The 24080-nt window shown below is 69.7% G+C and carries 20 protein-coding genes; 6 read left to right on the forward strand and 14 right to left on the reverse strand.

Annotated elements, in window-relative coordinates:
• Positions 1–66: 66 nt before the first annotated feature.
• Positions 67–1332, reverse strand: a complete 1266-nt coding sequence (locus FOH10_RS30000; protein WP_029932813.1) for an aspartate kinase — start codon at positions 1330–1332, stop codon at positions 67–69.
• 272 nt (positions 1333–1604) lie between these two features.
• Here FOH10_RS30000 and FOH10_RS30005 point away from each other — a divergent pair, with 272 nt between their 5' ends.
• Positions 1605–2024 (forward strand): secondary thiamine-phosphate synthase enzyme YjbQ, encoded by a 420-nt coding sequence (locus FOH10_RS30005; protein ID WP_029932814.1) that lies wholly within the window; start codon positions 1605–1607, stop codon positions 2022–2024.
• Positions 2025–2033: 9 nt separating this feature from the next.
• On the opposite strand, the gene FOH10_RS30010 is transcribed toward FOH10_RS30005, so the two are convergent.
• On the reverse strand, positions 2034–2609 hold the full coding sequence (locus FOH10_RS30010; protein WP_143983199.1) for a dihydrofolate reductase family protein: 576 nt from the start codon (positions 2607–2609) through the stop codon (positions 2034–2036).
• Between the two features lie 137 nt (positions 2610–2746).
• Here FOH10_RS30010 and FOH10_RS30015 point away from each other — a divergent pair, with 137 nt between their 5' ends.
• The 3 genes from FOH10_RS30015 (at position 2747) to FOH10_RS30025 (ending at position 4933) form a co-directional block, all read left to right on the forward strand.
• Positions 2747–2932 carry a DUF1918 domain-containing protein gene (locus FOH10_RS30015; RefSeq protein ID WP_029932816.1) on the forward strand — a complete coding sequence of 62 codons (186 nt, stop codon included), beginning with the start codon at positions 2747–2749 and terminating at the stop codon, positions 2930–2932.
• A gap of 179 nt (positions 2933–3111) precedes the next feature.
• Positions 3112–3651, forward strand: coding sequence for an SRPBCC family protein (locus tag FOH10_RS30020; protein ID WP_081592163.1), 540 nt, complete (start codon positions 3112–3114; stop codon positions 3649–3651).
• A 70-nt stretch (positions 3652–3721) separates the two neighbouring features.
• Positions 3722–4933, forward strand: a complete 1212-nt coding sequence (locus tag FOH10_RS30025; protein WP_143983200.1) for a low temperature requirement protein A — start codon at positions 3722–3724, stop codon at positions 4931–4933.
• Between the two features lie 18 nt (positions 4934–4951).
• Here the strand turns inward: FOH10_RS30025 and FOH10_RS30030 are convergent, their stop codons facing one another.
• The 7 genes from FOH10_RS30030 to FOH10_RS30060 all read right to left on the reverse strand — a co-directional run bounded on the left by FOH10_RS30030 (position 4952) and on the right by FOH10_RS30060 (position 13364).
• On the reverse strand, positions 4952–5761 hold the full coding sequence (locus tag FOH10_RS30030; RefSeq protein WP_244961431.1) for an ion transporter: 810 nt from the start codon (positions 5759–5761) through the stop codon (positions 4952–4954).
• 92 nt (positions 5762–5853) lie between these two features.
• The gene (locus tag FOH10_RS30035) at positions 5854–7461 is read right to left on the reverse strand and encodes a GMC oxidoreductase (protein WP_483406959.1); all 1608 of its coding nucleotides are present in this window, start codon (positions 7459–7461) and stop codon (positions 5854–5856) included.
• A 209-nt stretch (positions 7462–7670) separates the two neighbouring features.
• Complete coding sequence (locus FOH10_RS30040; protein ID WP_228810672.1) at positions 7671–8336, reverse strand: type 1 glutamine amidotransferase; 666 nt, start codon at positions 8334–8336, stop codon at positions 7671–7673.
• A 209-nt stretch (positions 8337–8545) separates the two neighbouring features.
• Positions 8546–9793: a Mur ligase family protein gene (locus FOH10_RS30045; RefSeq protein WP_186000625.1), complete on the reverse strand. Its 1248-nt coding sequence runs from the start codon at positions 9791–9793 to the stop codon at positions 8546–8548.
• A 135-nt stretch (positions 9794–9928) separates the two neighbouring features.
• Positions 9929–10552 (reverse strand): pyridoxamine 5'-phosphate oxidase family protein, encoded by a 624-nt coding sequence (locus FOH10_RS30050; RefSeq protein ID WP_029932823.1) that lies wholly within the window; start codon positions 10550–10552, stop codon positions 9929–9931.
• 52 nt (positions 10553–10604) lie between these two features.
• Positions 10605–12374: a hydroxysqualene dehydroxylase gene (locus tag FOH10_RS30055; protein WP_143983204.1), complete on the reverse strand. Its 1770-nt coding sequence runs from the start codon at positions 12372–12374 to the stop codon at positions 10605–10607.
• A gap of 27 nt (positions 12375–12401) precedes the next feature.
• Entirely contained in the window at positions 12402–13364 is a 963-nt protein-coding gene (locus FOH10_RS30060; protein WP_143983205.1) for an EamA family transporter, read from the reverse strand.
• Positions 13365–14092: 728 nt separating this feature from the next.
• On the opposite strand from FOH10_RS30060, the gene FOH10_RS30065 reads away from it, so the two are divergent.
• A complete protein-coding gene (locus FOH10_RS30065) occupies positions 14093–15001 on the forward strand; it encodes a LysR family transcriptional regulator (protein ID WP_143984399.1) in 909 nt (302 codons plus the stop codon).
• A gap of 64 nt (positions 15002–15065) precedes the next feature.
• Here the strand turns inward: FOH10_RS30065 and FOH10_RS30070 are convergent, their stop codons facing one another.
• Both FOH10_RS30070 and leuA read right to left on the reverse strand, forming a co-directional pair.
• Positions 15066–16886 carry a MinD/ParA family ATP-binding protein gene (locus FOH10_RS30070; protein ID WP_244961432.1) on the reverse strand — a complete coding sequence of 607 codons (1821 nt, stop codon included), beginning with the start codon at positions 16884–16886 and terminating at the stop codon, positions 15066–15068.
• Between the two features lie 240 nt (positions 16887–17126).
• Positions 17127–18887: a 2-isopropylmalate synthase gene (gene leuA / locus FOH10_RS30075; RefSeq protein WP_244962134.1), complete on the reverse strand. Its 1761-nt coding sequence runs from the start codon at positions 18885–18887 to the stop codon at positions 17127–17129.
• On the opposite strand from leuA, the gene FOH10_RS35915 reads away from it, so the two are divergent.
• On the forward strand, positions 18820–18963 hold the full coding sequence (locus FOH10_RS35915; RefSeq protein ID WP_244962166.1) for a hypothetical protein: 144 nt from the start codon (positions 18820–18822) through the stop codon (positions 18961–18963). The genes leuA and FOH10_RS35915 overlap by 68 nt on opposite strands.
• A 179-nt stretch (positions 18964–19142) precedes the next feature.
• Here FOH10_RS35915 and FOH10_RS30080 read toward each other — a convergent pair whose 3' ends face one another.
• From FOH10_RS30080 to FOH10_RS30090, 3 genes are read right to left on the reverse strand one after another with little or no spacing between them, the layout of a single operon-like run.
• Complete coding sequence (locus FOH10_RS30080; protein ID WP_143983207.1) at positions 19143–20192, reverse strand: zinc-binding metallopeptidase family protein; 1050 nt, start codon at positions 20190–20192, stop codon at positions 19143–19145.
• A gap of 1 nt (position 20193) precedes the next feature.
• Positions 20194–21144, reverse strand: a complete 951-nt coding sequence (locus FOH10_RS30085; RefSeq protein ID WP_425326111.1) for a transglutaminase family protein — start codon at positions 21142–21144, stop codon at positions 20194–20196.
• A gap of 29 nt (positions 21145–21173) precedes the next feature.
• Positions 21174–24065: a circularly permuted type 2 ATP-grasp protein gene (locus tag FOH10_RS30090; protein ID WP_244961433.1), complete on the reverse strand. Its 2892-nt coding sequence runs from the start codon at positions 24063–24065 to the stop codon at positions 21174–21176.
• Between the last annotated feature and the right edge of the window lie 15 nt (positions 24066–24080).

Raw genomic sequence — 24080 nt, forward strand, 5'->3', positions numbered from 1 at the left:
TTCGACATGATCGGGAGCGCTACGTGGTTACGCTGCGCTGCCGCCTCCGCGCTTGACCCGATCATGTCAGCGCCCCGTTCCGGCGTGCACGACCGCCACCTCGTCGCCGCCCAGATCGAAGGCGCGGTGCAGCACCTGCACGGCCTCGTCCAGATCGGTGTCCTTGACCAGCACGGAGATGCGGATCTCGGAGGTCGAGATGAGGTCGATATTGATGCCCGCGTCCGCGAGCGCCTCACAGAAGGTGGCGGTGACGCCCGGGTGCGACTTCATGCCCGCACCCACCAGGGACACCTTGCCGATGTGGTCGTCGTACACCACCTGGGAGAAGTTGATCTCGCCCTGCCGCTTGGTCAGCAGCTCCACGGCGCGCGGACCCTCGCTCTTGGGCAGGGTGAAGGTGATGTCGGTCTTGCCGGTCTCCACCTTCGAGATGTTCTGCAACACCATGTCGATATTGATCTCGGCATCGGCGACCGCGCGGAACACCTTGGCGGCGTAACCCGGCTCGTCCGGAATGCCGACGACGGTCACCTTGGCCTCGCTGCGGTCGTGCGCGACGCCAGTGAGGATTGCTTTCTCCAAGGGGATGTCCTCCATCGATCCGTAAATGTAGGTGCCCACCTTGTCGGTGTACGACGAGCGCACATGCACGGGCACGTTGTAGCGGCGCGCGTACTCCACACACCGCAGCATGAGCACCTTGGCCCCGGTCGCGGCCAGTTCCAGCATCTCCTCGTAGGAGACCTGTTCGAGCTTCTGCGCATCGGGAACGATGCGCGGGTCCGAGGTGAACACGCCGTCCACATCGGTGTAGATCTCGCAGACATCGGCTTCGAGCGCGGCGGCCAGCGCGACCGCGGTGGTGTCGGAACCGCCACGACCCAGCGTGGTCACATCCCGGCTGTCCTGGGAGACACCCTGGAATCCGGCGACCAGCACGATGACACCCTCGTCGAGGGCCTCGCGGAGCCGACCCGGCGTCACGTCGATGATGCGCGCGTTGCCGTGCGCACCGGTGGTGACCACACCGGCCTGGGAGCCGGTGAAGGAGCGGGCCTCGGCGCCGAGTGAATGGATGGCCATGGCCACCAGCGCGTTGGAGATGCGCTCACCGGCGGTGAGGAGCATGTCCATCTCGCGGGCGGGCGGCGCGGGGGCCACCTGCTGGGCGAGATCGAGGAGCTCGTCGGTGGTGTCGCCCATGGCGGAGCAGACGACCACCACGTCGTGGCCCTGCTTCTTGGTCTCGACGATCCGCTCAGCGACGCGACGGATGCGCTCGGCCGATTCGAGCGAAGATCCTCCGTACTTCTGAACGACGAGAGCCACGGTGGAATCCTCCAAGATCGACAAACTGCTGCTATCGAGCACCCAGCCTACCGATGAGCGTCCAGGGGTTTTGCGCCCACCTCCCGGCTGTGACCCATGTAATGCCGCGCGAATATGACGAACAGATTGACTTCGGTGGTGACGCGGGTGCGGCGGTGTCCACCCGCCACCGGCGCGGTCGCGAACGGGCGGCGCGGTTTCATGCATAACCTCTATTGGCGAGAGCGCGGCCCGGCGGGACCATGGCGGGGAGCGAATTCGGGAGGTGAACGATGAAGAGCACGGTGCTCGAGGTGAAGACCGGGCACAGCGAGGTGGTGCACGACATCACCGGGCTGTGCGAGGAGTTCCTACGCGAGGCGGCGGGCGGCGGCGACGGGCTGCTGCACGTCTTCGTACCGCATGCCACGGCCGGTATCGCGATCATCGAACTGGGCGCGGGCAGCGATGACGACCTGCTGGCCGCGCTGCGCGATCTGCTGCCCGCCGACGACCGCTGGCGGCACGCCCACGGCTCGCGCGGGCACGGCCGCTCGCACGTCATGCCCGCGCTGATCCCGCCCTATGCCACGGTGCCGGTGCTCGGCGGCGTCATGACGCTGGGCACCTGGCAGTCCATCGCGTTCGTGGACCTCAACGTCGATAACCCGAACCGGAAGATACGGCTCTCCTTCCTTGCCGACCCGGCGTGACCCCACGGGTCACGCCCGGCTGAACCAGGTGACCTGCGCCCCGTTGTCGAATTCCCGCCGCCGCGTGGGCCGGAACCGGGTCGGGGTGAATGCGCCGGTGAGCGCCGGGATGCCGGTCCCCGCGAGCACCGGATAGCTCTTGATGATCAGCTCGTCGATCTCGTCGATGAGCTGCCCCGCCAGTGTGCCGCCGCCGCACAGCCAAATCTTCTTCCCCTCTTCCTGCTTCAACCGTCGTACGAGTTCGACCGGATCGCTGTCGACCACGGTCACGTTCGGTTCGTCCACGGAGCCGAGCGTCGTCGAGACCACGTACTGCTTCAGATGGGCGTACGGGTTCGTAATGCCGTGCAGGTAGGCCGGGTCGTAGGTGCCGCGACCCATCACCGCGGTGTCCCATTCCCGGTTGGGTGCGTCCACCGCCAGTCCGACCTGTTCGCGAATGTGGGTGGGCAGCGACTCCGGGTACTGCTCCGTCATCCACGCGGTCATGTCGTCGGAGAGGGGGTAGAAGTCGATCTCCCCGCCCGGCCCGGCGATGTAGCCGTCCAGGGAGACGCCCACGTAGTAGACCAGGTTTCGCATACTCTTACCGCCTCGATTGTTGTACTTCGTTCGTAGTGATTAGAAATGTAGTACTACGCCCGAAGTGGTGTCAAGCAGGTTTTCGACGGGCGCCGACCCCTTGTGACGCGCATCACGAACGGCCGATAATGCACATCATGCGAGCGAATGTCGGTGACCAGCTTGTTGTCCACACCCATGCCGTCGGGCTACGGGAACGCACCGGCGAGATCGTCGAGGTGCGCGGCGACGACGGCGCGCCGCCCTACGTGGTGCGCTTCGACGACGGCCACGAGAGCCTGGTGTTCCCAGGCCCGGACTGGGAAGTGAAAGCCCCCGGCTGAGGGCGGTTCACCGCACCCCTTCCGAAGTTTCTCGAAGATACTTCGGTCCAGCCCGATCCCCTTGCCGGACAGCAGGATTCGATCCTGTACCAGTTCCCGGCGGTACCAGCTATCGGACCGGTAGGTTGACTCCTAGAGCGACGCTCGTCACAATCGGCCCCTGAAGCTGGAGGGTTGTAATGCGTACTAAGACTGATCACCGATTCGTTGTCGACGTCGATCCCGAACAGGTGATGGAGGCGCTGCTGACGGTCGAGCGACTGCCCGACTGGTCGCCTTCCCACCAGGATGTGCGTGTCGCGACTCGCGACAGCTATGGGCGGCCCAAGCGGGTCTACGTGTCGGCCAATCTCATGGGCCGACCCGACCGGCAGGTGGTCGAATACACCTGCACCCAGGATCGAATCGAGTGGAAGGTCACCGAATCCAGCGCCGGTGCGGGCGGCAAGGGCTGGTTCGAGATCGCCGATACCGAGGACGGCACCGAGGTCTGGTACCACTCCGAGATCCGCCTCCCGATTCCGGTGCCCGGCATGTTGCTCAAGCGCACCGCCAATCGCGAGAGCGAGACGCTGGTGGAGAACTTCATCGCCTACATCGAGGATTACGCGGGCATCGAGCCGGAGGCCGAGCCGGAACCGTACCCCGAGGGCGCGTACGAGCCGCGCGGGTACGCCGGGCCGCTGTACGGCGGATCGTTCGAACCCGGACTCGCCTGACCATTACGCCGGCGGCGGAAATCCGCCGGAGGTCCACGCCTTTCGGGCGATTCCTGCCACGATGTCCTTCATGAGCGAATCGCGCCGATCGCGGACAACAGCGGTGTCCGAGGGCTCCGCCGTCACTCAACTGGAACTGTTCTTCGACCTGGTGCTGGTCTTCGCCTTCACCATGGTCGCCGATCTCGCGGCCCACGAGACCACCGCGGTGAACATGTTGCGGGCACTCGTGGTGCTGGCCCTCATGTGGTGGCTGTGGGTCGCGTACTCCTGGCTAGGGAACGTGGTCCGAGCCGACGAGGGCGTGACCCGCCTCGGCATATTCGTGGCCATGGGGGCGACCTTCCTCATGGCGCTCGCGATTCCCGAGGCATTCCACGACCTTCCGGGCGGCTGGTACGCACCCCTGGTGTTCGCCATCGGCTACCTGGTGGTGCGGCTGGTGCACATCGTCGTGTTCATGGTCGCCAGCTCCGAGGACGCCCAACTGCGCGGACAGGTGGTGCGCTGGGGCCTGGGGTCGCTGACCATCGGCGGCGGACTGCTGGTGCTCGCGGCATTCACGCACGGCGCCTGGCAGATCGCGCTGTGGATGCTCGCCGTGGCCGGAGACATGCTGTGGACGATGATCGCGGGCACCGACTGGCGACTCAACTCCGTCAAGCACTTCGCCGAACGGCACGGGCTCATCATCATCGTGGCGCTCGGCGAATCCATCGTGTCCATCGGCATCGGTGTGTCCGGACTGCCCATCTCCTGGCCCATCGCGCTGGGATCCATGCTGGGACTGGCCATCTCCGGGCTGCTGTGGTGGGCGTACTTCGATATCGCGGCGCTCACGGTCGAGCAGGCCATGCACCGGGCCGACGGGGCACGGCGGATCAAGATCGCGCGAGCCTGCTACACCTACTGGCACTTCCCCATGATCGTCGGCATCATCGGACTCTCCGTGGGCCTCAAGAAGGTGCTGAACTACGTGGGCGGGGCCGACGGACACACGTTGGAGGACAAGCTGTACGGCATTCCGCTGTACGGGCTGTTCGGCGGCGTGGTGCTGTACCTGGTCGCCCTCGTGGGCTTCAAGCAGTACGCGACGGGTCAGGTGAGCACGCAGCGGCTGGTGGCCGCGGTGGCGCTGCTGGCGCTGATCCCCGTCGCCGCCGCGCTGCCCGCCCTGGCGGCCCTCGGCATCCTGTGCGCCGTGCTGGCCGTGCTCATCGTCTGGGAAACGGTGCGGCACGCGCAGTTCCGCGACGAGATCCGACACGGCCACGCGGGGTAGGCAGCCGTCCCGGACCGGTCAGCGCTCGAGCACGGCCGCGCGGTCCGGGACGGGCGGCGGCCGATGGTCGAACGAATCCGGCACCCGCACGCCCGCGCGCACCGCTTCGCGCATCTGATCCACATTCTCCCGCAACACATCGGCGACCAGCTCGTCGGTGCGCGGGTCGGCCAGCACGTCGAGCACCACGCGGAAGCTGGCGTCGGCGATGCCGCGAATGATCTCCTCGTGGAAGGGCAGATAGCGCACGCGACCCAACTGCGGATCCTTGCGGATGGTCTCCAGGATCATCTGATCCAGCTCGGCGCGATTCTCCTCCAGCGCCGCCGAGATATTGCGGGTGAAATGGGCGGTCCGCAACACCTGGGCGACCTCGTCCATGACGGCCACCGTCACCGGGCGCTTGATGGTCTCGACAATGGTCCCGACCGAGCGGTTCACCACCGCGGCGGTGACCCGGTCGCCGAACGCCCGGTCCGCCACCCGCGCCAGGCGCACCACGACCACCACGACCCGCAACAGCCGGAAGCCGCGGAAGAACGGGCTGGTCACCGGGATCATGCCCAGCACCTCGTACCAGTAGACGAACGGGAACGACCACGGCCAGCCCTCGCGCCGCCAGCGCCAGACGAACTCGATCGCGAAGACGCCGCAGATGATCCAGTCCACCACCACGATCGTCCGATAGGTGTTGTCCGCCACCGGAAAGAACGTCACCCAGCCGACCAGCACCACCGAGACGACGGCCAGTGCCAGCATGGCGAAATCTGTCCACAGCACCGGCGGTTTGCGCGGGTACTCACCCTCCGCGCCGCTGAACTGGCTCACGACGGCCCCTTCCACCTCGAAACAGCCAAGCCGAGAGTAGTTGCCGCGCCGGTGCCGCGGGCGGAACCGAACCGGGCCGGGCGATCCGGCGGCTACCGTCCGGCGCGGAGGATGGCCTCGATATTGCGTTCGGCGACGGCGGTGATCGTCAGGGACGGGTTCGCCGTGGCGGTGCTGCCGGGCAGGGCCGCGCCGTCCATCACGTACAGGCCCGGATGGCCGTGCACGCGGCCGTAGGCGTCGGTGGCGCGGCCCAGCACCGCGCCGCCGAGCGGGTGGGCGGTGAAGAACGCCTGGGCGTCGTAGCCGATGGGCGTGTAGTCCACGATCGCGCGGCCGCGCTCGGCGATCCGGTCGTCGACGGCACGGCAGGCGGCCAGCACCTGGTCCTGTGCGTGTGCGGGCCAGGTCAGGCCGACCCGGTCGGCGGCGCGGTCGTAGCCGAAGCGGGCGCGGGTCGGGTCCAGCACCATCCCCAGTGACGCGATGGCCCCGGTGTCCACCGGAATGCCCGGCACGTACCAGTTCTCCAGGGTCAGCGGCACACCCGATTCGTCCACGATGCGGCTGGCGCTCGGGACGCCGTTGCCGACCCCGGTGAGGGCGTTCGCGCCGCGCGCCAGCACCGCGTCGCCATTGGTGCCCCAGCCGTCGCCGACGTGCTCGTTGAGGTGTGGCAGCGCACCGGTCGCCTGGGCGCGCACCAGCAGTTCGGAGGTGCCCACCGAACCCGCGCCCAGGAACAGGCGGTCGCAGGTGAGGGTGCGGGTGGACAGCACCTGCCCGGTGGGGGCCAGCTTGGTCACCGTGACCGCGTACCGGTCGCCGTCCTGCGCGATGGCGTCCACCCGGTGGCCGGGATAGATGCCGGTATTGCCGGTGGCCTCGGCGTAGCGCAGGTAGTTCTGGTTGAGGTCGAACTTCGCGCCGTTGGAATTGCCGAGATTGCTGCGCGCGGCGATGGCGGAGGCGCGGGTGGTGCCCGCCAGCTCGCCGCGAATGATGTTCCAGTCGAAGGCGGAATCGTTGGGCGTGGGCTGGTAGCCCGCCGCCCGCACCTGCTGATCCCAGATGCGTGAATGCGTGAACGGCGCGGAGCCGTACACATCCGCGGGCATGGGGCTCAGCCGCAGCATCTGCCGCACCCGCGGGTAGTAGACGCGGTCCAGTTCGTCGTAGTTCACGACGCCGCGGAAGACGGCATCGAACAGATGCCGCTCGGGCGCGACCATGGCCCCGGTGAAGATCACCGAGCCGCCGCCGACCGCCGCGGCCCGCCACACGTCGATACCCGGGTACTCGGTCACATCGAGGACACCGCCGAAGCTGGCGAACGACATGGGCACCTTGGTCACGCCGGTGAAGGTGTTCCGATGCCAGAACCCGCGTCCGTCCGGCAGATCGTCACCGGTGAAGATCTCCCGCCACGGGTCGTTGGGCCACCGTGATCCGCGCTCCAGCACCGTGTTCCGCACCCCGGCCTCGGCCAACCGCAGGGCGGTGACCGACGCGCCGAACCCCGAGCCGATGACGATGGCCTCGGTGTGCTCCGGCGGATCCGGTAGCGGCGCGAAGATTTCCGGCACCCATGCCTCGAACAGCGCATGCCACAGGAAATTCGCCGACGCCGGTCCGGCACCGCGCGTGGCGGCCCCCGTCCCGACGCCCGCCAGCAAAGCCGCCACCCCGGCAGCCTTCAAGACGGCGCGCCTCCGCAACCGGCCACCTCCTCATCAACCAATGGCCGCGCGCGACACTACCGGGCCGCCGCCCACACCTCAACACGTTCGCAATATCCGTGCGAGCACCATGTTCGGCGGCTATGATCTCTCGATTTCGATGCGCGCCATCGCATCACACCGGCACCGAGTGATGCCGGGGATCCGACCCGCACCGGCAACGCGTTCGCTCAGGCGCGCAGGCGTTCGCGGCGCAGCTGCTCCACCTCGGGGAGGTCGAGAGGCGGGAGGGAGTCGACGCCGAGGGCCTTGGCGAGCAGGTAGTCGGCGAGTTCCGGGTTGCGGGCCAGGGCGGGACCGTGCATGTAGGTGCCGATGACCGAGCCCTGCACCACGCCCTCCAGGCCGTCGCCGACACCATTGCCGACGCCGCGGGTGACGCGGGCCAGACCGGTGGCCGCGCCGCCGAGTTTCGTTCCGCCACGGTGGTTCTCGAAGCCGGTGAGGGGCTGGCTCAACCCCGCGAGGATCGGGTTGGTGACCACCTCGCCGATGGCGCGCTCGGCCTGCGGGGAGGTGGTGACGTCGATGAGGCCGACACCGTCCACGCGTTCGCCCGAGGAGGTCTCGTACCAGTGGCCGAGCACCTGGATGGCCGCGCAGATGGCCAGCACCGGCACCCCGCGCCCGGCGGCGGCCTGTAGGCCGGGGTAGCGCTGCAGGTGGCGGGTGGCCAGGCGCTGCGCGGAATCCTCCGCACCGCCCAGGGTGTAGATGTCGAGCGAGTCGGGAACCGGCTCGCTCAGCGAGATCTCGACGATCTCGGCGTCGTAGCCGCGCATCCGCAACCGCTGCCGCAGCACCACCGCATTGCCGCCGTCGCCGTAGGTGCCCATGACATCCGGCAGCACCAAACCGATACGCACCGTGGACTCACTCGACCGCTGCCCTTGCGCCGCAGCCTGTTCCACGCGGGCGGCGGCCGCGATCCGCTCCGCGGTGATGTCCGCCGCCTGCGACGAGGCAGCGGTGTCCGCGGGCCCGGCGTGGTCGGCGGTATCCCTCGGCCGCTCGGTCGTGTCTTCCGGTCGATCGCTTCGCTCGCTCATGCGCGCACCCCCGCCTTCTCCTCCAGGTCGCGGTTCAGGTCGCGGAATGCCGTGTAGTTGGCCAGCACCTCCACCTGGCCCGGGGGGCAGGAACGGATGGCGCGCACGGGGTCCGCGACGATGGTGTGCTGCACCCCGGCGTAGGTGAGGCGGACCGCGAGGTCGGTGGCGCGCTCGCCCGCCGCCACCACCCGGGTGCCCTCGAAGTGTTCGAACCGCACGTCCCACAGCCAGGACAGGTCCTCGCCGTCGGGCACCTGGCCGTTGACCGCGATCACCAAACCCTTCGCGGCGGGGTCGATCATGGACAGCGCCTCCTGCCAACCGGCGGGGTTCTTGGCCAGCAGCAGCCGGGTCGCGTGGTCGCCGACCTGAACGGTGCGGTAGCGGCCCGCGATCTCCTTCACGGTCGCCGCCGCCGCGACGGCCCGCGCCGGATCGGCCCCCAGCGCGATGGCCGCCGCCACCGCCTGCGCGGCATTACCCCGGTTGGCGCGTCCGGGCAGCGCCAGGCTCAGCGGCAGCTCCAGTCCGTCCGGGCCGTACAGCGTGTGCTCGTCCACCCACCAATCCGGTTGCGGGCGTTTGAAATCCGCGCCGGTGCTGTACCAGTGGTCGCCCTCCCACAGAATGGGCTCGCCACTGCGCGGGCAGCTGGTGGCATCGACCTGCCAGCCGCTGCCGGCCGCCACCCACACCACATTCGGGTGGTCGTAGGCGATGGAGGTGACCAGCACGTCGTCACAGTTGGCGATGAGCACGGCGTGCTGATGCCGGGCCATGCCGGCGCGCAGGCGGCGCTCGATCATATTGATCTCGCCGACCCGGTCCAGCTGGTCGCGGCTGAGGTTGAGCAGCACCACCGCCGAGGGATTCAGCGCATCGGCCACATGGGGCAGATGCAGCTCGTCCACCTCGATCGCGGCCAGCGGCGCCGTGCGATTCGCGGTCAGCGCGGCCACGATGCCGGCGTCCATATTCGCGCCGTCGGCCTGGGTGGCGACCCGGCCCAGGGTGCCGAGCGCGGCCGCCGTCATCCGGGTGGTGGTGGACTTGCCATTGGTGCCGGTCACCAGCACCGTGCGCCGTCCCCGGCCGAGCTGCGTCATGAGTGACGGGTCGATCTTCAGCGCGATCAGCCCGCCGATCATCGACCCCTTACCGCGCCCGGCCTTCTGCGAGGCCCACGAGGCCGCGGTCGCCGCCCGCAGCGCCACCCGCCCGCGCACCGAAATGTCTGCCACGCCGCGAGTCTATTGCCGCCACCGCACCCCGCCACACGCGGTCCGCGTGATCCCGCTCGCACAGACCGAACGGTCAGGGGGAATCCGTGGCGGTATCGCGCGGGAGACCCCCGCCACCAGTTCCCCCTCGGCGGGTCAGGACTTGTAGAGGGACTGGGCGTAGTTGGGTTCGGAGTAGTAGTGGGTCAGTTCCTCGAGGGATTGGGGGGTGTCTGGTTGTAGTTCTTTGACCAGGTGGGCTTGGGTGGGGAGGGTGTCGGCGGGCCAGCGGTCGGGGTGCCAGAGGTTGGAGCGCAGGAACGCCTTGCCGCAGTGGAAGAAGATCTGGTCGATGTCGACCTCCACGGCGAGGATGGGGCGGTGGCCGCGCACGATCATGTCGTCGAAGTACGGGGCGTCGCGGACCAGGCGGGCGCGGCCGTTGACGCGCAGGGTTTCGGTGCGGCCGGGGATCACGAACAGTACGCCGATGTGCGGGTTGTCCAGGATATTGAGGTAGCCGTCGGCGCGACGGTTGCCGGGACGCTCCGGAATCGCGATGGTCCGATCGTCGAGGACCCGAACGAATCCGGCGGGGTCACCCTTCGGGGAGGCGTCGCAATTGCCCGCGGCGTCGCTGGTCGCCAGCACCACGAACGGGGACGCCGCGATCCACTCGCGGTCGCGCGGATGCAGTTGGACGCGTTCCTTGGCGGCGGCGCGAGGATTCACCGCGCCCAACAGTTCTCGCAGTTCCTCGGGGTCGGTGATCTCGCTCATGGATTCGATTGAACGCCCCGATCCGGCTGCGGCACCAGGGGTTTGTGAACAATCAGACCGGGCCGTCGAAGAGGTTCGGCTGGCCGCTGGCGTAGCGCGCGACATCCAATTGCCGGAAGGGCTCCAGCTCCGCCGCCCGGTACAGGGTGAACAGGCGGCAGCGCGCAGCGGTGGCGCCCGTGACGTCCAGGATGGCGTTCACCGCCGTGCGCGCCGACTCCGACGCTCCCTCCATGGTGGCGAGATCCACGTTCGTCCGCACGTAATCGCCTGCCAGATACAGATTTTCGATGGCGCCGTGGCACTCTGGGCGGAGCGCCCACGAGCCGGCCGTATTGATCAGCAGCGGGTCGGCGTTCTCGTTGCGGCGGGTGGCGGCATTCCAGGAGATGCCGGTGTCGAGGAACCAGGAGTGCAGATCCTCGTCGCGCAGCAGTTCGGAGCGATCGTTGAGGTGGGCCTTCAGCTGCGCCCACACCTCGCGGACGATCTCGTCGTGGGTGCACTCCTTGGCCGTCTTGCCGTAGAGCGGGCCGGGGGTGTTCCAGTCGGAGATGTCCACCGACAGGCAGTCGACGACGGTGCCGTCCCCGTGCTCGGACAGTCGTACGCGCGGCCAGAACTGATCCTGGGAGATGGAGGTCAGTGACCACGGCGAGTCCACGTAGGCCACGTGGCCGCGCGCGATGGCGGTCGGTCGGCGCAGGAAGAACTGCAGGCCGGTCATCCAGTCCACCATCAGCTGGTGCATGCCCGCCAATTCCGGTCGCAGCGCCAGGATCTCGGGAGTGAGCAGGGTGCGCGCCGCCTCCACGGGCAGGGCGCACACGAAGTGGTCGGCCGCCACCGTTTCGGCCGCGCCGGCGGCGGTCACCACCCGGGCCGAGCCGATGCGGTTGCCGCTCACCTCGAGTCCGCGCACCTCCGCCGCGACGAAGCGCACGCCGAGTTCACGCAGCCGCGCCGCCCACGGGTCGATCCACGCCTCATTGGTGGGGCCGTCCAGAATCCGGTCCAGCGCACCGTCATTGCCGATCTCGAGCGGATTGCCGAGGAACTGCTCGCCCATATTGCCGATGGTGCGGGTGCTGGCCAGATCGTCCCGTGCCGCCACCAGCAGGGTGGTGAGGGTGCGGGACATGAGCATGCGGAATTCGCTCGACCGGTTGCGCGCGCCCACGTAGTCGCGCCAGGACACCTTGTCCCACTGGCCGTATCGGCGGGCGTCGCAACTGGTGTTGAAGACCAGCAGCCGGTTGGCGAAGTAGAGGGCGTCCTGATAGGGCATCTTCGCCGTGGTGGAGATGGCGGAGCTGACCGTCTCGCGGAAGTCCTCCGGCGTCGCCCAGACCCGGCCCGCCTTGCCCAGCGGCATGATCACGTCGTCGTTGTCGCGACGGGAGAAACGCGCCTCGGGTGCGGCGATCAGGTTGTCCCACACACCATTGGTGTTGCCCGCGAACGGGATTCGCCGCATGGTATCCGGAATGTGGTGGTAGAAGCCGGGGAAGAAGCGGAAGCCGTGCTCGCCCCACAGATCGGGGCGACCGCCCCGGCCGCTGCCCGGCACCCGCATGCTGCGCGCCTTGCCGCCCAGTGCCCGCCGCTCGTACACGGTGACCTCGAAGCCGCGCTCGGCGAGTTCGTGCGCGGCGGTCATTCCCGCCACGCCGCCGCCCAGCACCGCCACCCGACGGCCCGCCGCCGCCCGCGCGGGGGCGGACCGCAGCCCGGTCGTCACCGCCCCCGCGGTCACCGCGCCCGCCGCGACCGTGCCGCGCAGCACCGACCGCCGCGACACGGACATGCGCTGTCCTGCCATTCCCTTACCTCCCAGCCGGGACCGATCCTAGGCAGCGGATTCCGCCCTGTGGTCGGTTGGGGTGCGGGACTTCTCCCCGAGAGCCAGCGAATGTGCGAAGCGCGCGGGTGCGGGGCGGCCGGCGGAGGTGGCGGTGAAGGCTCCGATGATGACGACGGCCGCGCCCAGCAGTGACAGGGCGGTCGGGGTTTCGTGCAGGAAGGCCCAGGCGGCGGCGATGCCGACCACCGGCACCAGCAGGGACAGCGGGGCGACGGTGCCCGCCGGGTAGCGGCTCATGAGCAGGGTCCACAGGCCCGAGCCCGCGATGGTGCCGAGCAGGACGATGTAGGCCAGGGCCGCCAGGGCGGGCCAGCCGGTCGCGGTGAAGGATTCGGCCAGATCCCGCCAGCCCGTGGTGGGGCCCTCGGTCAGCGCCGAGAGCGCGAACATCGGCAGCGGCGGGACCACCGCCATCCACAGGGTCAGGTGCAGCGGGTTCACCCCCTCGGCATCCGCCATCGCCAGCCGCGACCCGATATTGCCGAACGCCCAGCTCAATCCACCGGCCAGGGTGAGCAGCAGCGGCAGCAGCGCCGCGTAGTGCGCGCGATCCCATCCGATGACCGCCATCCCGGCCATGGCCACGGCAATGCCGACCAGCTGGATCGGACGCAGCCGCTCGCGCAGCAGCAGAGCGCCGAGCAGAACGGTGAACGGTGCGGAAGACTGCAACACCAAGGAGGACAAACCGGTCGGCATCCCAGCCCGCATGGCGGTGAACAGGAAGGCGAACTGCAACACCCCGAACCCGGTGCCGTACATCAGCAGATACCGCCAGGGCACCCGCGGCCGCGGCACGAACAGCAACACCGGCACCGCGATCACCGCGAACCGCAATCCCACGAAGAAGAACGGCGGGAAATGATCCAGACCCACCCGAATCGCCAGAAAGTTCAATCCCCACAGCACGACGACGGTGAGCCCGATCAAGCGGTCACGACTACTCATGCACGCATCGTGAAGCGTTCTATAGGTAAGAACAATCGAATTGTTGTGCACTAATAGTGTAGTAAAACTGAAGTATGCCGCAGCACAACCCGCCGACCACCGGCGATACCCCCGCCGCCGGATCGGCGACCGAGACCGACACCACAGCCGCCACCGCGCCGCCCGGCACGCAACCCGGCATCCCCGGAGCCGCGCCCTCACGCGTCACCACGGGGCCGGGCACACGCGCACGCATCACGTCGCCACCGCCGACCACGCGGCCCGAGGTCCGCATGGGCTCCGCACCCGAAGCCAGCGGGCGGTCCGATACCGCTGCGGGTTCGTCGCACACCGCCCGACCCGACTCGCCCGCGGGTAGCGCCGCGCCCGAACCTGTCCACACCGATACGCCGGTGAACACGGCGGCAACCCAACGCCCAACGAGGTCCGATACCGCCGACGGTCCGATCGCGTCCACGGAGACCTCGCTACCCGTGGCGGGTGCGCGGGCGAATACCGCGCGGCGATCGGCGGCGCGTGCGGAGGGCAAGGCGGCGGCAGGGAGCGGGCTGCCCAGGACCGTGCGGCCACCTCGGCGGGTCGGCGGCGCGACCGTCGCGGCGCAGGATGCGGCGGGGCGGACTCCGCCGGACAGTACCGACGCGGTGGCAGAGGGGAAGGCTGTGCCGTCGGGGATACCGGAGCGGACCGGGTGGGCGCGGCGGGTGGCGCAGCCCGCGGGCGGGGCGATGGCGGTCGAGCGGCTGCGGGTGCTGCGGGAGTTGGCGGATCGCGGAACCGTGGCGGCGGTGGCGGCGGCGCTGTCCATGACGCCGTCGGCGGTGTCGCAGCAGTTGAAGGTGCTGGCGCGGGAGGCGGGGGTGGTGCTGCTGGAGCCGGACGGGCGGCGGGTGCGGCTGACCGATGCGGGGCGGGCACTGGTGGTGCGCGCCGACGAGGTGCTGGCGGCCATGGATCGGGCCGTCGCCGAGATGGAGTCGTATCGCGGCTCGCCGCGCGGGCAGGTGCGGGTGGCGTTGTTCCCGTCGGGGGCCGCGCTACTGCTGCCGCGGGTGCTGCGCGAGCTGGCGGGCAGCGGTGTGGACGTGGTCGCCGCCGACGAGGACCTGCCGCCCTCGGAGGTGCTGCGGCTGCTGGCGGACTACGACGTGGTGCTCACCCACCGCGACGAGCACGCGCCGTCCGTGGCGGGGCCGCGGGTCGACTCCCGGGTGCTCATGCGGGAGCCGATCGATGTGCTGGTCGCGCCCGAACACCGCCTGGCCCGCAGTGGCGCGGTCGTGCCCGCCGAACTGGCCGATGAGGAGTGGCTGTCGGTGCGCGGCGGCTTCCCCGTGGACGACGTCTTGCGCTCCATCGCCACCGTCACCGGCGTGCAACCGCGAATCACCCAGCGTCTCAACGACTTCTCCGTGATCGAGGCCATGGTCGCGGCCGATTGCGGCATCGCCCTCATGCCCCGCTTCGCCGTCCGCGACCCGAACCTGGTCATGCTGCGACTGGCCGGTGTCCGCGCCGCCCGCCTCTACGACCTGGCCACCCGTCCGCACGCCGACCGCCGCCCCGCGGTCGCCGCCGTCCTGGCCGCCTTCCGCACCGCCGCGCAGCAGGCCACCGCCACCGACAGGCCGCGCTGACACCGCAGGGGCGCAACCGAATACACCGGTAGTGCCGCTGTCGCGGAACGCGGGGCGCGCCCTGTCAACGCGGCGGCTGGTAACCCCGCTGCTGGATGGCGTGGTAGCCGAAGTCGTCGGCGACCATGGCGGCCAGTTCCAGGAGTGCGCGCCGGGTCGGCTTGCTGACCAGCTCCAGGTCGATCTCCGCACCCTCGGCCAGGTGGTCGTCGAACGGCACCACCTGAACGGCGCGGGTGCGGTCCAGGAACAGCTTGCGCAGCTGGTCCAGGTCGACGGTCGACGAACCCTTGCGAGAGGCGTTGACCACCACCACGGTTCGCTCCACCAGCTTGTGGTAGCCGTGGTGGTCCAGCCAGTCCAACGTGGCCGAGGCCGACCGGGCGCCGTCGATGGCGGGCGAGGTCACCAGCACCAGCGAGCTGGCCATATCCAGCACACCGGCCATGGCGGAGTGCATGAGACCGGTACCGCAGTCGGTGAGGATGATGTTGTAGAACTGCTGCAGGATACCGATGGCCTTGCGGTAGTCGGCCTCGCTGAACGCCTCGGAAACCGCCGGATCCTGTTCGGAGGCAAGCACTTCCAGGCGGCTCGGAGCCTGCGAGGTGTGCGCCCGCACATCCGAGTAACGCGTGATGTGGTTGTCCTCCAGCAGATTCCGCACGGTGGAGCGGGTCTGCCGCGGCACCCGGTGCGCGAGCGTACCGAGGTCGGGGTTGGCGTCGATGGCGATCACCCGGTCACCGCGCAAGGAGGCGAAGGTGGAGCCGAGACCGACTGTGGTGGTGGTCTTTCCGACGCCGCCCTTGAGCGACAGGATGGCGATCCGGTAGTCGCCGCGCACCGGCTGGTTCACCCGGTCGACGAGTTCGTTGTGGATGATGTCCGCGGGCGACTCGCCCGGATTGATGGCACCGCCGGACATCTTGTGCACGGCACGTCGCCAACCGCCGCGCGGCGCGCGCCGGGCGCGACGCAACAGGTTCAGGTCGTTGACCGAGTGCCCCGGCGGCGGCTGCTGCGGCCCACCCTGCTGCGGAAAGCCCTGCGGCGCTTGGTTCCACCCCGGCTGCTGATAGCTCTGCCCGGGCTGCTGCTGGAAATTCTGCTGCGGCTGCGGCTGCTGCGGCGGCGCGGGCGGCGGCGACCAGCTGTAGATCGGGCCGCCGGAGTGGTCCGCACCCGCCGGGGCCTGCCCGCTCTGGCCCGGAGCGCCGAAATGCTCGGTCTGCTCACCGCCGGCGGACTGATCGCCCGGCTGGTCGAAGACCCGGCGCACCATGCCGTCGGCGCCGATCTCCTGCCGGATCTCCCCGTACGGGGTCTCCTGCCGGATCTCGCCGTACGGTCCGGACTGCGGGCCGCCTTCGCCCGCACCGGGATTGAAGCCCGGCGGCGGGTACGCGCCGGTGGGCGGGAAGCCCGGGCCGCCGGGCGGGGCCCACGACCCCTGCTCGGGCGCCGGGTACGCGCCGGTATTCGGGCCGAGTGGGAACTGCCCGTTCGGCCCGTACGGATTCGGTCCCTCGCCCGGGGCTCCGGGCGGGGCGAACGAGCCCTGGAACGGCCCCTCACCCGGCGGACCGGGCGGGGCGAACGGCCCCGGCTGTGGGAAGCCGCCCGACTGCCCGTGCGCGAACGGCCCGTCGGGCTGGAACGCGGTGGTCTGGTCGATGGAGTCGGGCACCGGCGGGAAGAACCCGGACCCGGACTCCGGCTCCGCCTCGCCCGCGGGTTCCTTCGCGTCGACGGCATCGTCGGCGGTCTCGGCCGCCGAATCCTGGTCATCGGCATGCACCGCGGCGTCGGCCGCGGCGGATTCGTCGGCGTCCGGCCCCTGCAACCAGGGCGGCGAGGTCGAATTCTGGTCTTTCGTGGTCACGTGTCCCCCATCTGTTCGACGGCGCGAACAGAGAGCTCGGCGCTAGTGCGTTCCAACGCTAGCATCACGCCCCCACCCGCACCGGATACTGTGGCGCTCGCCCGCCTCCCCGCGCCTTCAGCGCGTGGCTCAGAGCCGTCGTCGGTCGTGCGTGCGTGCCGGCGGTTGGGTGCCGACAGCCGCCCGGGTTGCGCTGGTGGGCGGCCGCCGTGTCGTGCGGGATCGGGGTCGTTGTCACCGTCAGGGGCGCTGGGCGCGGTTCACCGCCGAGACCACGGCGCGCAGCGAGGCGGTGGTGATCGAGGTGGCGATGCCGACGCCCCAGGTCACGGTGTCGCCGATGGCCACCTCAACATACGACGCGGCCTGGGCGTCGTCACCGGCGGACATGGCGTGTTCGGAGTAGTCCAGAATGCGCACGTCGTAGCCGATGCCGGACAGGGCGTCGACGAAGGCCGCGAGCGGGCCGTTGCCCTCGCCGGAGATCTCCTGTTCGACGCCGTCCACCTTGACGACGGCCTCGATGTGGTCCACACCGTTGTCGGTCTCCGAGGCGGTGACCCGCTGCCGGATGCGCTCCAGCGGCGTGATCGGGTTCAGGTACTCCTCGGCGAAGACATCCCACATCTCCTTGGGCGTCACCTCGCCGCCCTCACCGTCGGTGATCTTCTGGATGGCCTGCGAGAACTCGATCTGCAGGCGGCGCGGCAGCACCAGCCCGTGGTCGGTCTTCATGATGTAGGCGACGCCGCCCTTGCCGGACTGCGAGTTCACCCGGATGACGGCCTCGTAGGTGCGGCCCACGTCCTTGGGGTCGATGGGCAGGTACGGGACCTCCCAGGTGATGTCGTCGACATCGGCGTTCGCGGCGTCGGCGGCGGCCTTCATGGCGTCCAGGCCCTTGTTGATGGCGTCCTGGTGGCTGCCGGAGAAGGCGGTGTACACCAGGTCGCCGCCGTACGGGTGGCGTTCGGCCACGGGCAGCTGGTTGCAGTATTCGACCGTGCGGCGGATCTCGTCGATATTCGAGAAGTCGATCTGCGGGTCGATGCCGCGGGAGAACATGTTCATGCCCAGCGTCACCAGGCAGACGTTGCCGGTGCGCTCGCCGTTGCCGAACAGGCAGCCCTCGATGCGGTCCGCGCCGGCCTGGTAGCCCAGTTCGGCGGCGGCCACGGCGGTGCCGCGGTCGTTGTGCGGATGCAGCGACAGCACGATGGAGTCGCGGCGGGCCAGATTGCGGCTCATCCACTCGATCGAGTCGGCGTACACGTTCGGAGTGGCCATCTCGACGGTGGCGGGCAGGTTGATGATCAGCGGCTTCTCGGGGGTGGGCGCGATGATCTCGGAGACCGCGTCGCACACCTCGCGGGCGTAGTCCAGCTCGGTGCCGGTGTAGGACTCCGGGCTGTACTCGTAGCGCCAGTTGGTGTCCGGGTAGCGCTGCTCGATCTCCAGGCACAGCGTGGCGGCGTCGGTGGCGATCTTCTTGACGGCCGCGCGGTCGGCGCGGAACACCACCCGCCGCTGCAGGACGGAGGTCGAGTTGTAGAAGTGCACGATCACGTTGGGCGCGCCGTTGCACGCCTCGAAGGTGCGCTCGATCAGTTCGGGACGGCACTGGGTCAGCACCTGAATGGTGACGTCGTCGGGCACCGCCCCGTCCTCGATGATCTCGCGGACGAAGTCGAAGTCGGTCTGCGAGGCGGACGGGAAGCCCACCTCGATCTCCTTGTAGCCCATGCGCACCAGCAGGTCGAACATGCGGCGCTTGCGGGCCGGGCTCATCGGGTCGATGAGCGCCTGGTTGCCGTCGCGCAGGTCGACGGCACACCAGGAGGGCGCGCGGTCGATGACCTTGTCCGGCCAGGTGCGGTCGGGCAGGGTGATCGGCTCGACCTCCTCGGCGAAGGGCCGGTACCGGAACACCGGCATGGAGGAGTTCTTCTGCCTGTTCCAGGCGGGCTGGTCGGCGGGCGCGGGCTTGGACGGCTGCGTGATGGTGCGCGTGCCGGCTGCAACATTGAAGGACGTAAAAGCGTCAGCGGGTGACATGCGTGTTCTCTCCGAAGTGTGACTGGATCCCAGTGTTATGGGTTGACCGGCACGGCAGATCCCCGCGACAGGAGCCGGTCCGAATCAGACCCCGTCGCGGCGGCAAAGGAGAAGTGCCCGCTGCATGATGATCGAAGTTTACAGGTCGGCGATACGCCGACGGAAGCGGGGGCGAGGCGCGCCACACCGCGCGCCGCGCGTTCACTGCCGCTCGGCGCAGAGTTCGTGGATGAATCGCATCTTGTCGAGCACCGGCTCGGCCAGCACGAACGGATAGAGATCGCGGTGCCCCATGGACCGGTTGAGCATATTGAGCGCCCAGGCCAGCGGCAGCCACAGGTCGATGATGCGATCGAAGCCGGAACGGCCCACCTGCGGGCGGTCCAGGGTGGCCCCGGCGGGGGCGAATCCGCAGGCGGCGGCGGTATCGAGGGTGTCGCGGATGTGCAGGTAGTGGGCGAAGGTCTCGGCCCAGTCCTCGGCGGGGTGCATGGTGGCGTAGGAGGAGACGTGGCTGTCCTCCCAGCCGGGTGGCGCGCCCTCGGCGTAGTGGCGGTCGAGAGCCTGCTGATAGTCGGCGAAGGGGTCGCCGAACAGTTCCCGGAAGCGGTCGAGGGTGTCGCCGCGCGACGCGTCCCCGGACGGATTGTGCGGGGTGAGCCGCTGCACCAGGACCGGGAAGTAGTAGTGGCCGATCTCATGGCGGAAGTGGCCGAGCAGGGTGCGGTAGGGCTCGTCCATTTCGACGCGGAGCTGTTCGCGGTGCACGTCGTCGCCCTCGGCCAGGTCGAGGGTGATGACGCCGTTGTCGTGGCCGGTGATGACCTGCTCGTCGGCGCTGGAGAGCAGGTCGAAGGCGAGGCCACGTTCCGGATCGGTGTCGCGGCCGACCAGCGGCAGCCCGAGCTCGGCGAGTTCCACGATGAGGCGACGCTTGGCGGCCTCCGCCTCGCCGAAGGCGGTGAGCCAGGTGCCGTCCAGTGGTTCCGGGCGGGTGCGGGTGAGGCGGCAGGATTCGCACAGCACACCACCCTGGACCACCGGAACGATCCAATTGCATTGCGCCAGATGCTGATTGCGGCACAGCCGGAAGCGATTCGCGTCGACGGTACCCTCGGATTCACCGGTCGGCGCCAGCACCACCAGGGTGCGGTCGGCCAGGCTGAAGCCGAGCGGACTGCCACAGCTCAGGCACAGCGAGTTCTCGAAGGCCAGGCGCTGGCCGCACTGTGGACAGCTGAAATCTCGCATCTCACACCTCGATCGGCGCCATATCCACCGACACCGCGATCGTGGATTCCTTGGCGTCGGTGTAGATGATGCCCCGCAGCGGCGGCACATCGGCGTAGTCCCGGCCCCAGGCCAGGGTGACATAGCGGTCGTCGGCGAACTGGTCGTTGGTGGGGTCGAAGCCGATCCAGCGACCCGGGTCGCCGGGGGCGTCGCCGCCCGGCAGCCAGACCGCCGTCCAGGCGTGGGTGGCGTCCACGCCGATCAGGCGTTCCCGGCCGGGCGGCGGACGGGTGGACAGGTAACCGGAGACGTAGCGGGCCGCCAGCCCCTGGGAACGCAAGCAGGCCGCGCCGATGCGGGCGAAATCCTGGCAGACGCCCTCGCGGGCGGCGAAGACATCCGCGACGCGGGTGGTGACGGTGGTCGAGCCGGAGGTGTAGGTGAAGTCGCGGTGGATGCGGGAATTCAGTTCGGCGACCGCGTCCAGCAGCGGGCGGCCGGGTGGAAACGATTCGGCGGCATAGGCTTTCACCTCAGGCGTGATCTCCGGCGGATGCAGGTCGAGGGCGAAGTCGACCGCCAGCGGGCCGCGCTTCCCGTCGGGGCGCGCGGACTCCCAGGGCGGTGTGCCGCCCGGATGTTCCGGGCGCGTCACCTCCACCACCGACTCGCCGGTCACCTCCAGGCGGCGGTGTTCGGCGGTGACGTGGAAGTACAGGGTGATATTGCCGTACACGTCGACGCCGACCGAGCGGTCCGACGGCACCGGGTCGATGCGGATCTCGTGGGCGTGCAACCGCTGCCCCGGGAATTCGCGCGGCGACAGGTAGGCCCGGCCGTAGGAGCTGCCGACCGCGTCGGAGTAGGTGTAGACGGTGCGGTGCAGCACGCGGTAGCGGCGCGGGCTCGCACCGCCGGCAACTTCCCGCATACGATCCGGCGCCACCGGTTCTTCCGGTCGCTCGCTCATGCCGTGTCCTTTCGCGCATGCTCGACCGCTCATCCGACCACCCGGGTGCTGCCCCACAGCGGCTGAATATCACGCGGCACGGAAAGCCGGGTGGCTTCGAAGGATTCGGCGAACGTGCGCAGCCGCAGATGCAGACCGTCGAGCAGGTCCACCAGGTCGGTGCGACGACCCTCGGCATCGGTGGCCTCCAGATCGGCCGGATCGAGCCGCCGCAGCATGCGCCGCGCATCCGCCAGCAGCCGCTGCGGGCGGGTGGTGGCCGAACCACCCGGCAGGGCCAGCAGCTCGGTTTCGACCCGTTCCAGCTGATAGGCCAGCGACCGCGGATTGGCGGCATCGAAGAGCAGCAGTTCGGCCACCGCCGCCACCCGCAGCGAATCCCGGTGCCGCCGACGGTAACTCACCGACGACGCGGTCGCCTGCAGCACGGCCTCGGTGAGCACCCGGCTGATCCCCGGCGGATGCGTTTCGGCGAACGCCGCCGCCAACAACGCCGTCACCGCCAGCCCCCGTTCGATGCGCCGCCCGATGTCGAGCACCTGCCACCCGGTATCGCGCACCATGATCTCCGCGTCGATCCCCGCCAGTGACTCCAGCCCCGACAGCACCCGTGCGTGCACCTCGCTCAGGGCCGCCACCCGATCCCCCCGCGTCGTCCGATACTCGGCGAACGCCCGGTCGATGGCGCCCAGGGTCGCCCAGACGCCCGGCGTCACCTGATCTCGCACCGCCCGAGCGGTATTCGCGTACCGCTCCACCGCATACGCCAACGCCCCCGGCAGCTCCCGATCGATGGTCAGGGTCACCAGATACCGATGATCCCGCCACGACGCCCCGGGCAGCGCGATCGGCTCCGTCGGATGATCGAATGAGCCGTGCCGCCGCATCCGCTGTGCCGTAGGGGATTGCCGCGGCGGTGACGGGCCGCCGGTCGGTGCTGCCGAACCCATGCGCTGGGACTGTCCGCCGGGGCCCTGCACCTGCTCGGCCGCCATCGCGCGACCGGAGGCCGCATCCGGCGCGGATGCCTCTCGCGGTGGTGTCTCCGAGTCCGTGGGCGAGTCCGGCGCTGCGGCCTCGGGCAGGGGGTAGGGGGTGCCGGTGAGGCGGGAGAGGGCGGTGACCAGGGTCGGCATGGCTTCGGCGCCCTCGAGCCAGGGGCGGTAGCGGTAGTCCTGGTAGCGGTCGTGGACGGCGGTGAGCAGGCGGACGGTGGCGTCGGCGCGTTCGCTGTAGCGGCCCAGCCAGAACAGGTCGTCGAGGACGCGGGGGGAGTTCACCGCCTCGTGTGCGGCGGCGGGGGTGGGGCGTTCGCGTTCGTCGGGGATCTCGGCGGCGGGGACGGGAGTGGGGGCGGTGCGGACCCAGATGTCCTTGGCGGCGGCTTCGGAGACCTCGGCCCGGGGCGCGCCACCGTGGTGGAGTTGCCCCAGCCCACCCGCCATGGCGCGATAGCCGACCCGGCCCGCCAGCGAGAACAGCCGCAGCGCGACGGGTGCGGCGGCCAATCCCCCGCGCCCGGTCACGGCGGGGGCGACCGAGAAGCGGGCCGGTTCCTGGCCGACCCAGCGCCACCCCTCGGCCTCGATGCGGGCACGCCACCGCTGCACCTGCGCCCGCGAGAGCACCGGACCGAAGACGGTGCTGTCGTCGACGGTCGAACGCAGGATGAGCCGATCCAGACGTGCGATGAGGTGCGCCCGCTCGAGATCGTCACCGCCCCAATAGGACGGCACGCCGGGCAGTTTCAAGTCCTCGTCCAGCAGCGCCCGCGACAACCGCGGCAGGAACGACGCCAGCGCCGGACTCTCCAGCAACCCGCTGCCGAGCGTGTTCACCACCGTCACCGCGCCGCGCCGCAGCACCTCCACCAACCCGACCACGCCCAGCCGCGAATCCGGCCGCAGGTCCAGGGGATCGGAGAATTCGGCGTCCACCCGGCGCAGCACCACATCGACCTGTTCCAGCGTGCCCAGCGACCGCATCCACAACCGCCCGTCCCGCACCACCAGATCGGCGCTCTCCACCAGCGGAAAGCCCAGCACCGACGCCAGATACGCCTGATCGAAGGCGGTTTCGGAATGGACGCCGGGGCTGAGCACCACGACCACCGGCTCCTCGTCCCCGGCCCGCGGCGCGGCCTCCACCAGCATGAGGCGCATGGCCCGGACGAAGGGGGTGAGCGGGCGCGGGCTGGCCAGCTCGAACGCCTCGGGAATGGCGGCCGAGACCACGCGGCGGTCGGCCAGCGCGTAACCCGCCCCCGAGGGCGCCTGCGCCCAGTCCGCCAGCACGCGGAACTCGCCGTCGCTCCAGCGGCTGACGTCACAGGCGTGCAGGAACAGCTGTTGCCGTCCGGGCAGGGAGATCCCGTGTGCGGCACGCACATACCCGCGATGCCCGAAGACCAGCTGTGGCGGCAACAGGCCCTCGGTGAGGGTGCGCCGCGCGCCGTACACATCGGTGAGCACCGCGTCCAGCAGGCGCGAGCGCTGCACCAGCCCCGCCTCCAATCCGGTCCAGTCGTCGGCGGAGACCAGCAGGGGGATCGGGTCCAGCCGCCACGGGGTCGCCGCCGTCGGTTCGGCGCGATCCGGATATCCGCTGATCTCGGTGTAGGTGATGGCGTCGTCCTCGATGAGCCGCCGCACTCGGGTGTCCATGCGGTGCAGTCCGGAACGACCCTGGTCCAGGAATTCGGCGGACAGTTCGGTCCACATCGGCCGGACCCGGCCGGCGTCGTCGACCAGTTCGTCGAAGTAGCCGGGCGTGGGCAGGCCGCAGGCGTCCACAGCTCCGGTATCCGCCGCTGCCGCACGGTATTTCGCGAATTCTTCGGCCACCTCCCGGCGGGCCGCGACCTTGTCCCAGCGGTCGGGTCCGTCGGCGGCGCCGGGTTGCGTCGGGTCGAGCACTGTCACCGCCACCACTTCCCA

The organism is Nocardia otitidiscaviarum (assembly GCF_007362295.1).
GTDB classification, from domain to species: domain Bacteria; phylum Actinomycetota; class Actinomycetes; order Mycobacteriales; family Mycobacteriaceae; genus Nocardia; species Nocardia otitidiscaviarum.

Coding starts and splice junctions, on each gene's coding strand:
- FOH10_RS30005 (WP_029932814.1), top strand. CDS start 1,605: ATGAAGAGCACGGTGCTCGAGGTGAAGACCGGGCACAGCGAGGTGGTG.
- FOH10_RS30010 (WP_143983199.1), bottom strand. CDS start 2,609: ATGCGAAACCTGGTCTACTACGTGGGCGTCTCCCTGGACGGCTACATC.
- FOH10_RS30015 (WP_029932816.1), top strand. CDS start 2,747: ATGCGAGCGAATGTCGGTGACCAGCTTGTTGTCCACACCCATGCCGTC.
- FOH10_RS30020 (WP_081592163.1), top strand. CDS start 3,112: ATGCGTACTAAGACTGATCACCGATTCGTTGTCGACGTCGATCCCGAA.
- FOH10_RS30025 (WP_143983200.1), top strand. CDS start 3,722: ATGAGCGAATCGCGCCGATCGCGGACAACAGCGGTGTCCGAGGGCTCC.
- FOH10_RS30040 (WP_228810672.1), bottom strand. CDS start 8,336: ATGGGCACCTACGGCGACGGCGGCAATGCGGTGGTGCTGCGGCAGCGG.
- FOH10_RS30050 (WP_029932823.1), bottom strand. CDS start 10,552: ATGAGCGAGATCACCGACCCCGAGGAACTGCGAGAACTGTTGGGCGCG.
- FOH10_RS30055 (WP_143983204.1), bottom strand. CDS start 12,374: ATGGCAGGACAGCGCATGTCCGTGTCGCGGCGGTCGGTGCTGCGCGGC.
- FOH10_RS30060 (WP_143983205.1), bottom strand. CDS start 13,364: ATGAGTAGTCGTGACCGCTTGATCGGGCTCACCGTCGTCGTGCTGTGG.
- FOH10_RS30065 (WP_143984399.1), top strand. CDS start 14,093: ATGGCGGTCGAGCGGCTGCGGGTGCTGCGGGAGTTGGCGGATCGCGGA.
- FOH10_RS35915 (WP_244962166.1), top strand. CDS start 18,820: ATGGAGGAGTTCTTCTGCCTGTTCCAGGCGGGCTGGTCGGCGGGCGCG.
- FOH10_RS30080 (WP_143983207.1), bottom strand. CDS start 20,192: ATGCGAGATTTCAGCTGTCCACAGTGCGGCCAGCGCCTGGCCTTCGAG.
- FOH10_RS30085 (WP_425326111.1), bottom strand. CDS start 21,144: ATGAGCGAGCGACCGGAAGAACCGGTGGCGCCGGATCGTATGCGGGAA.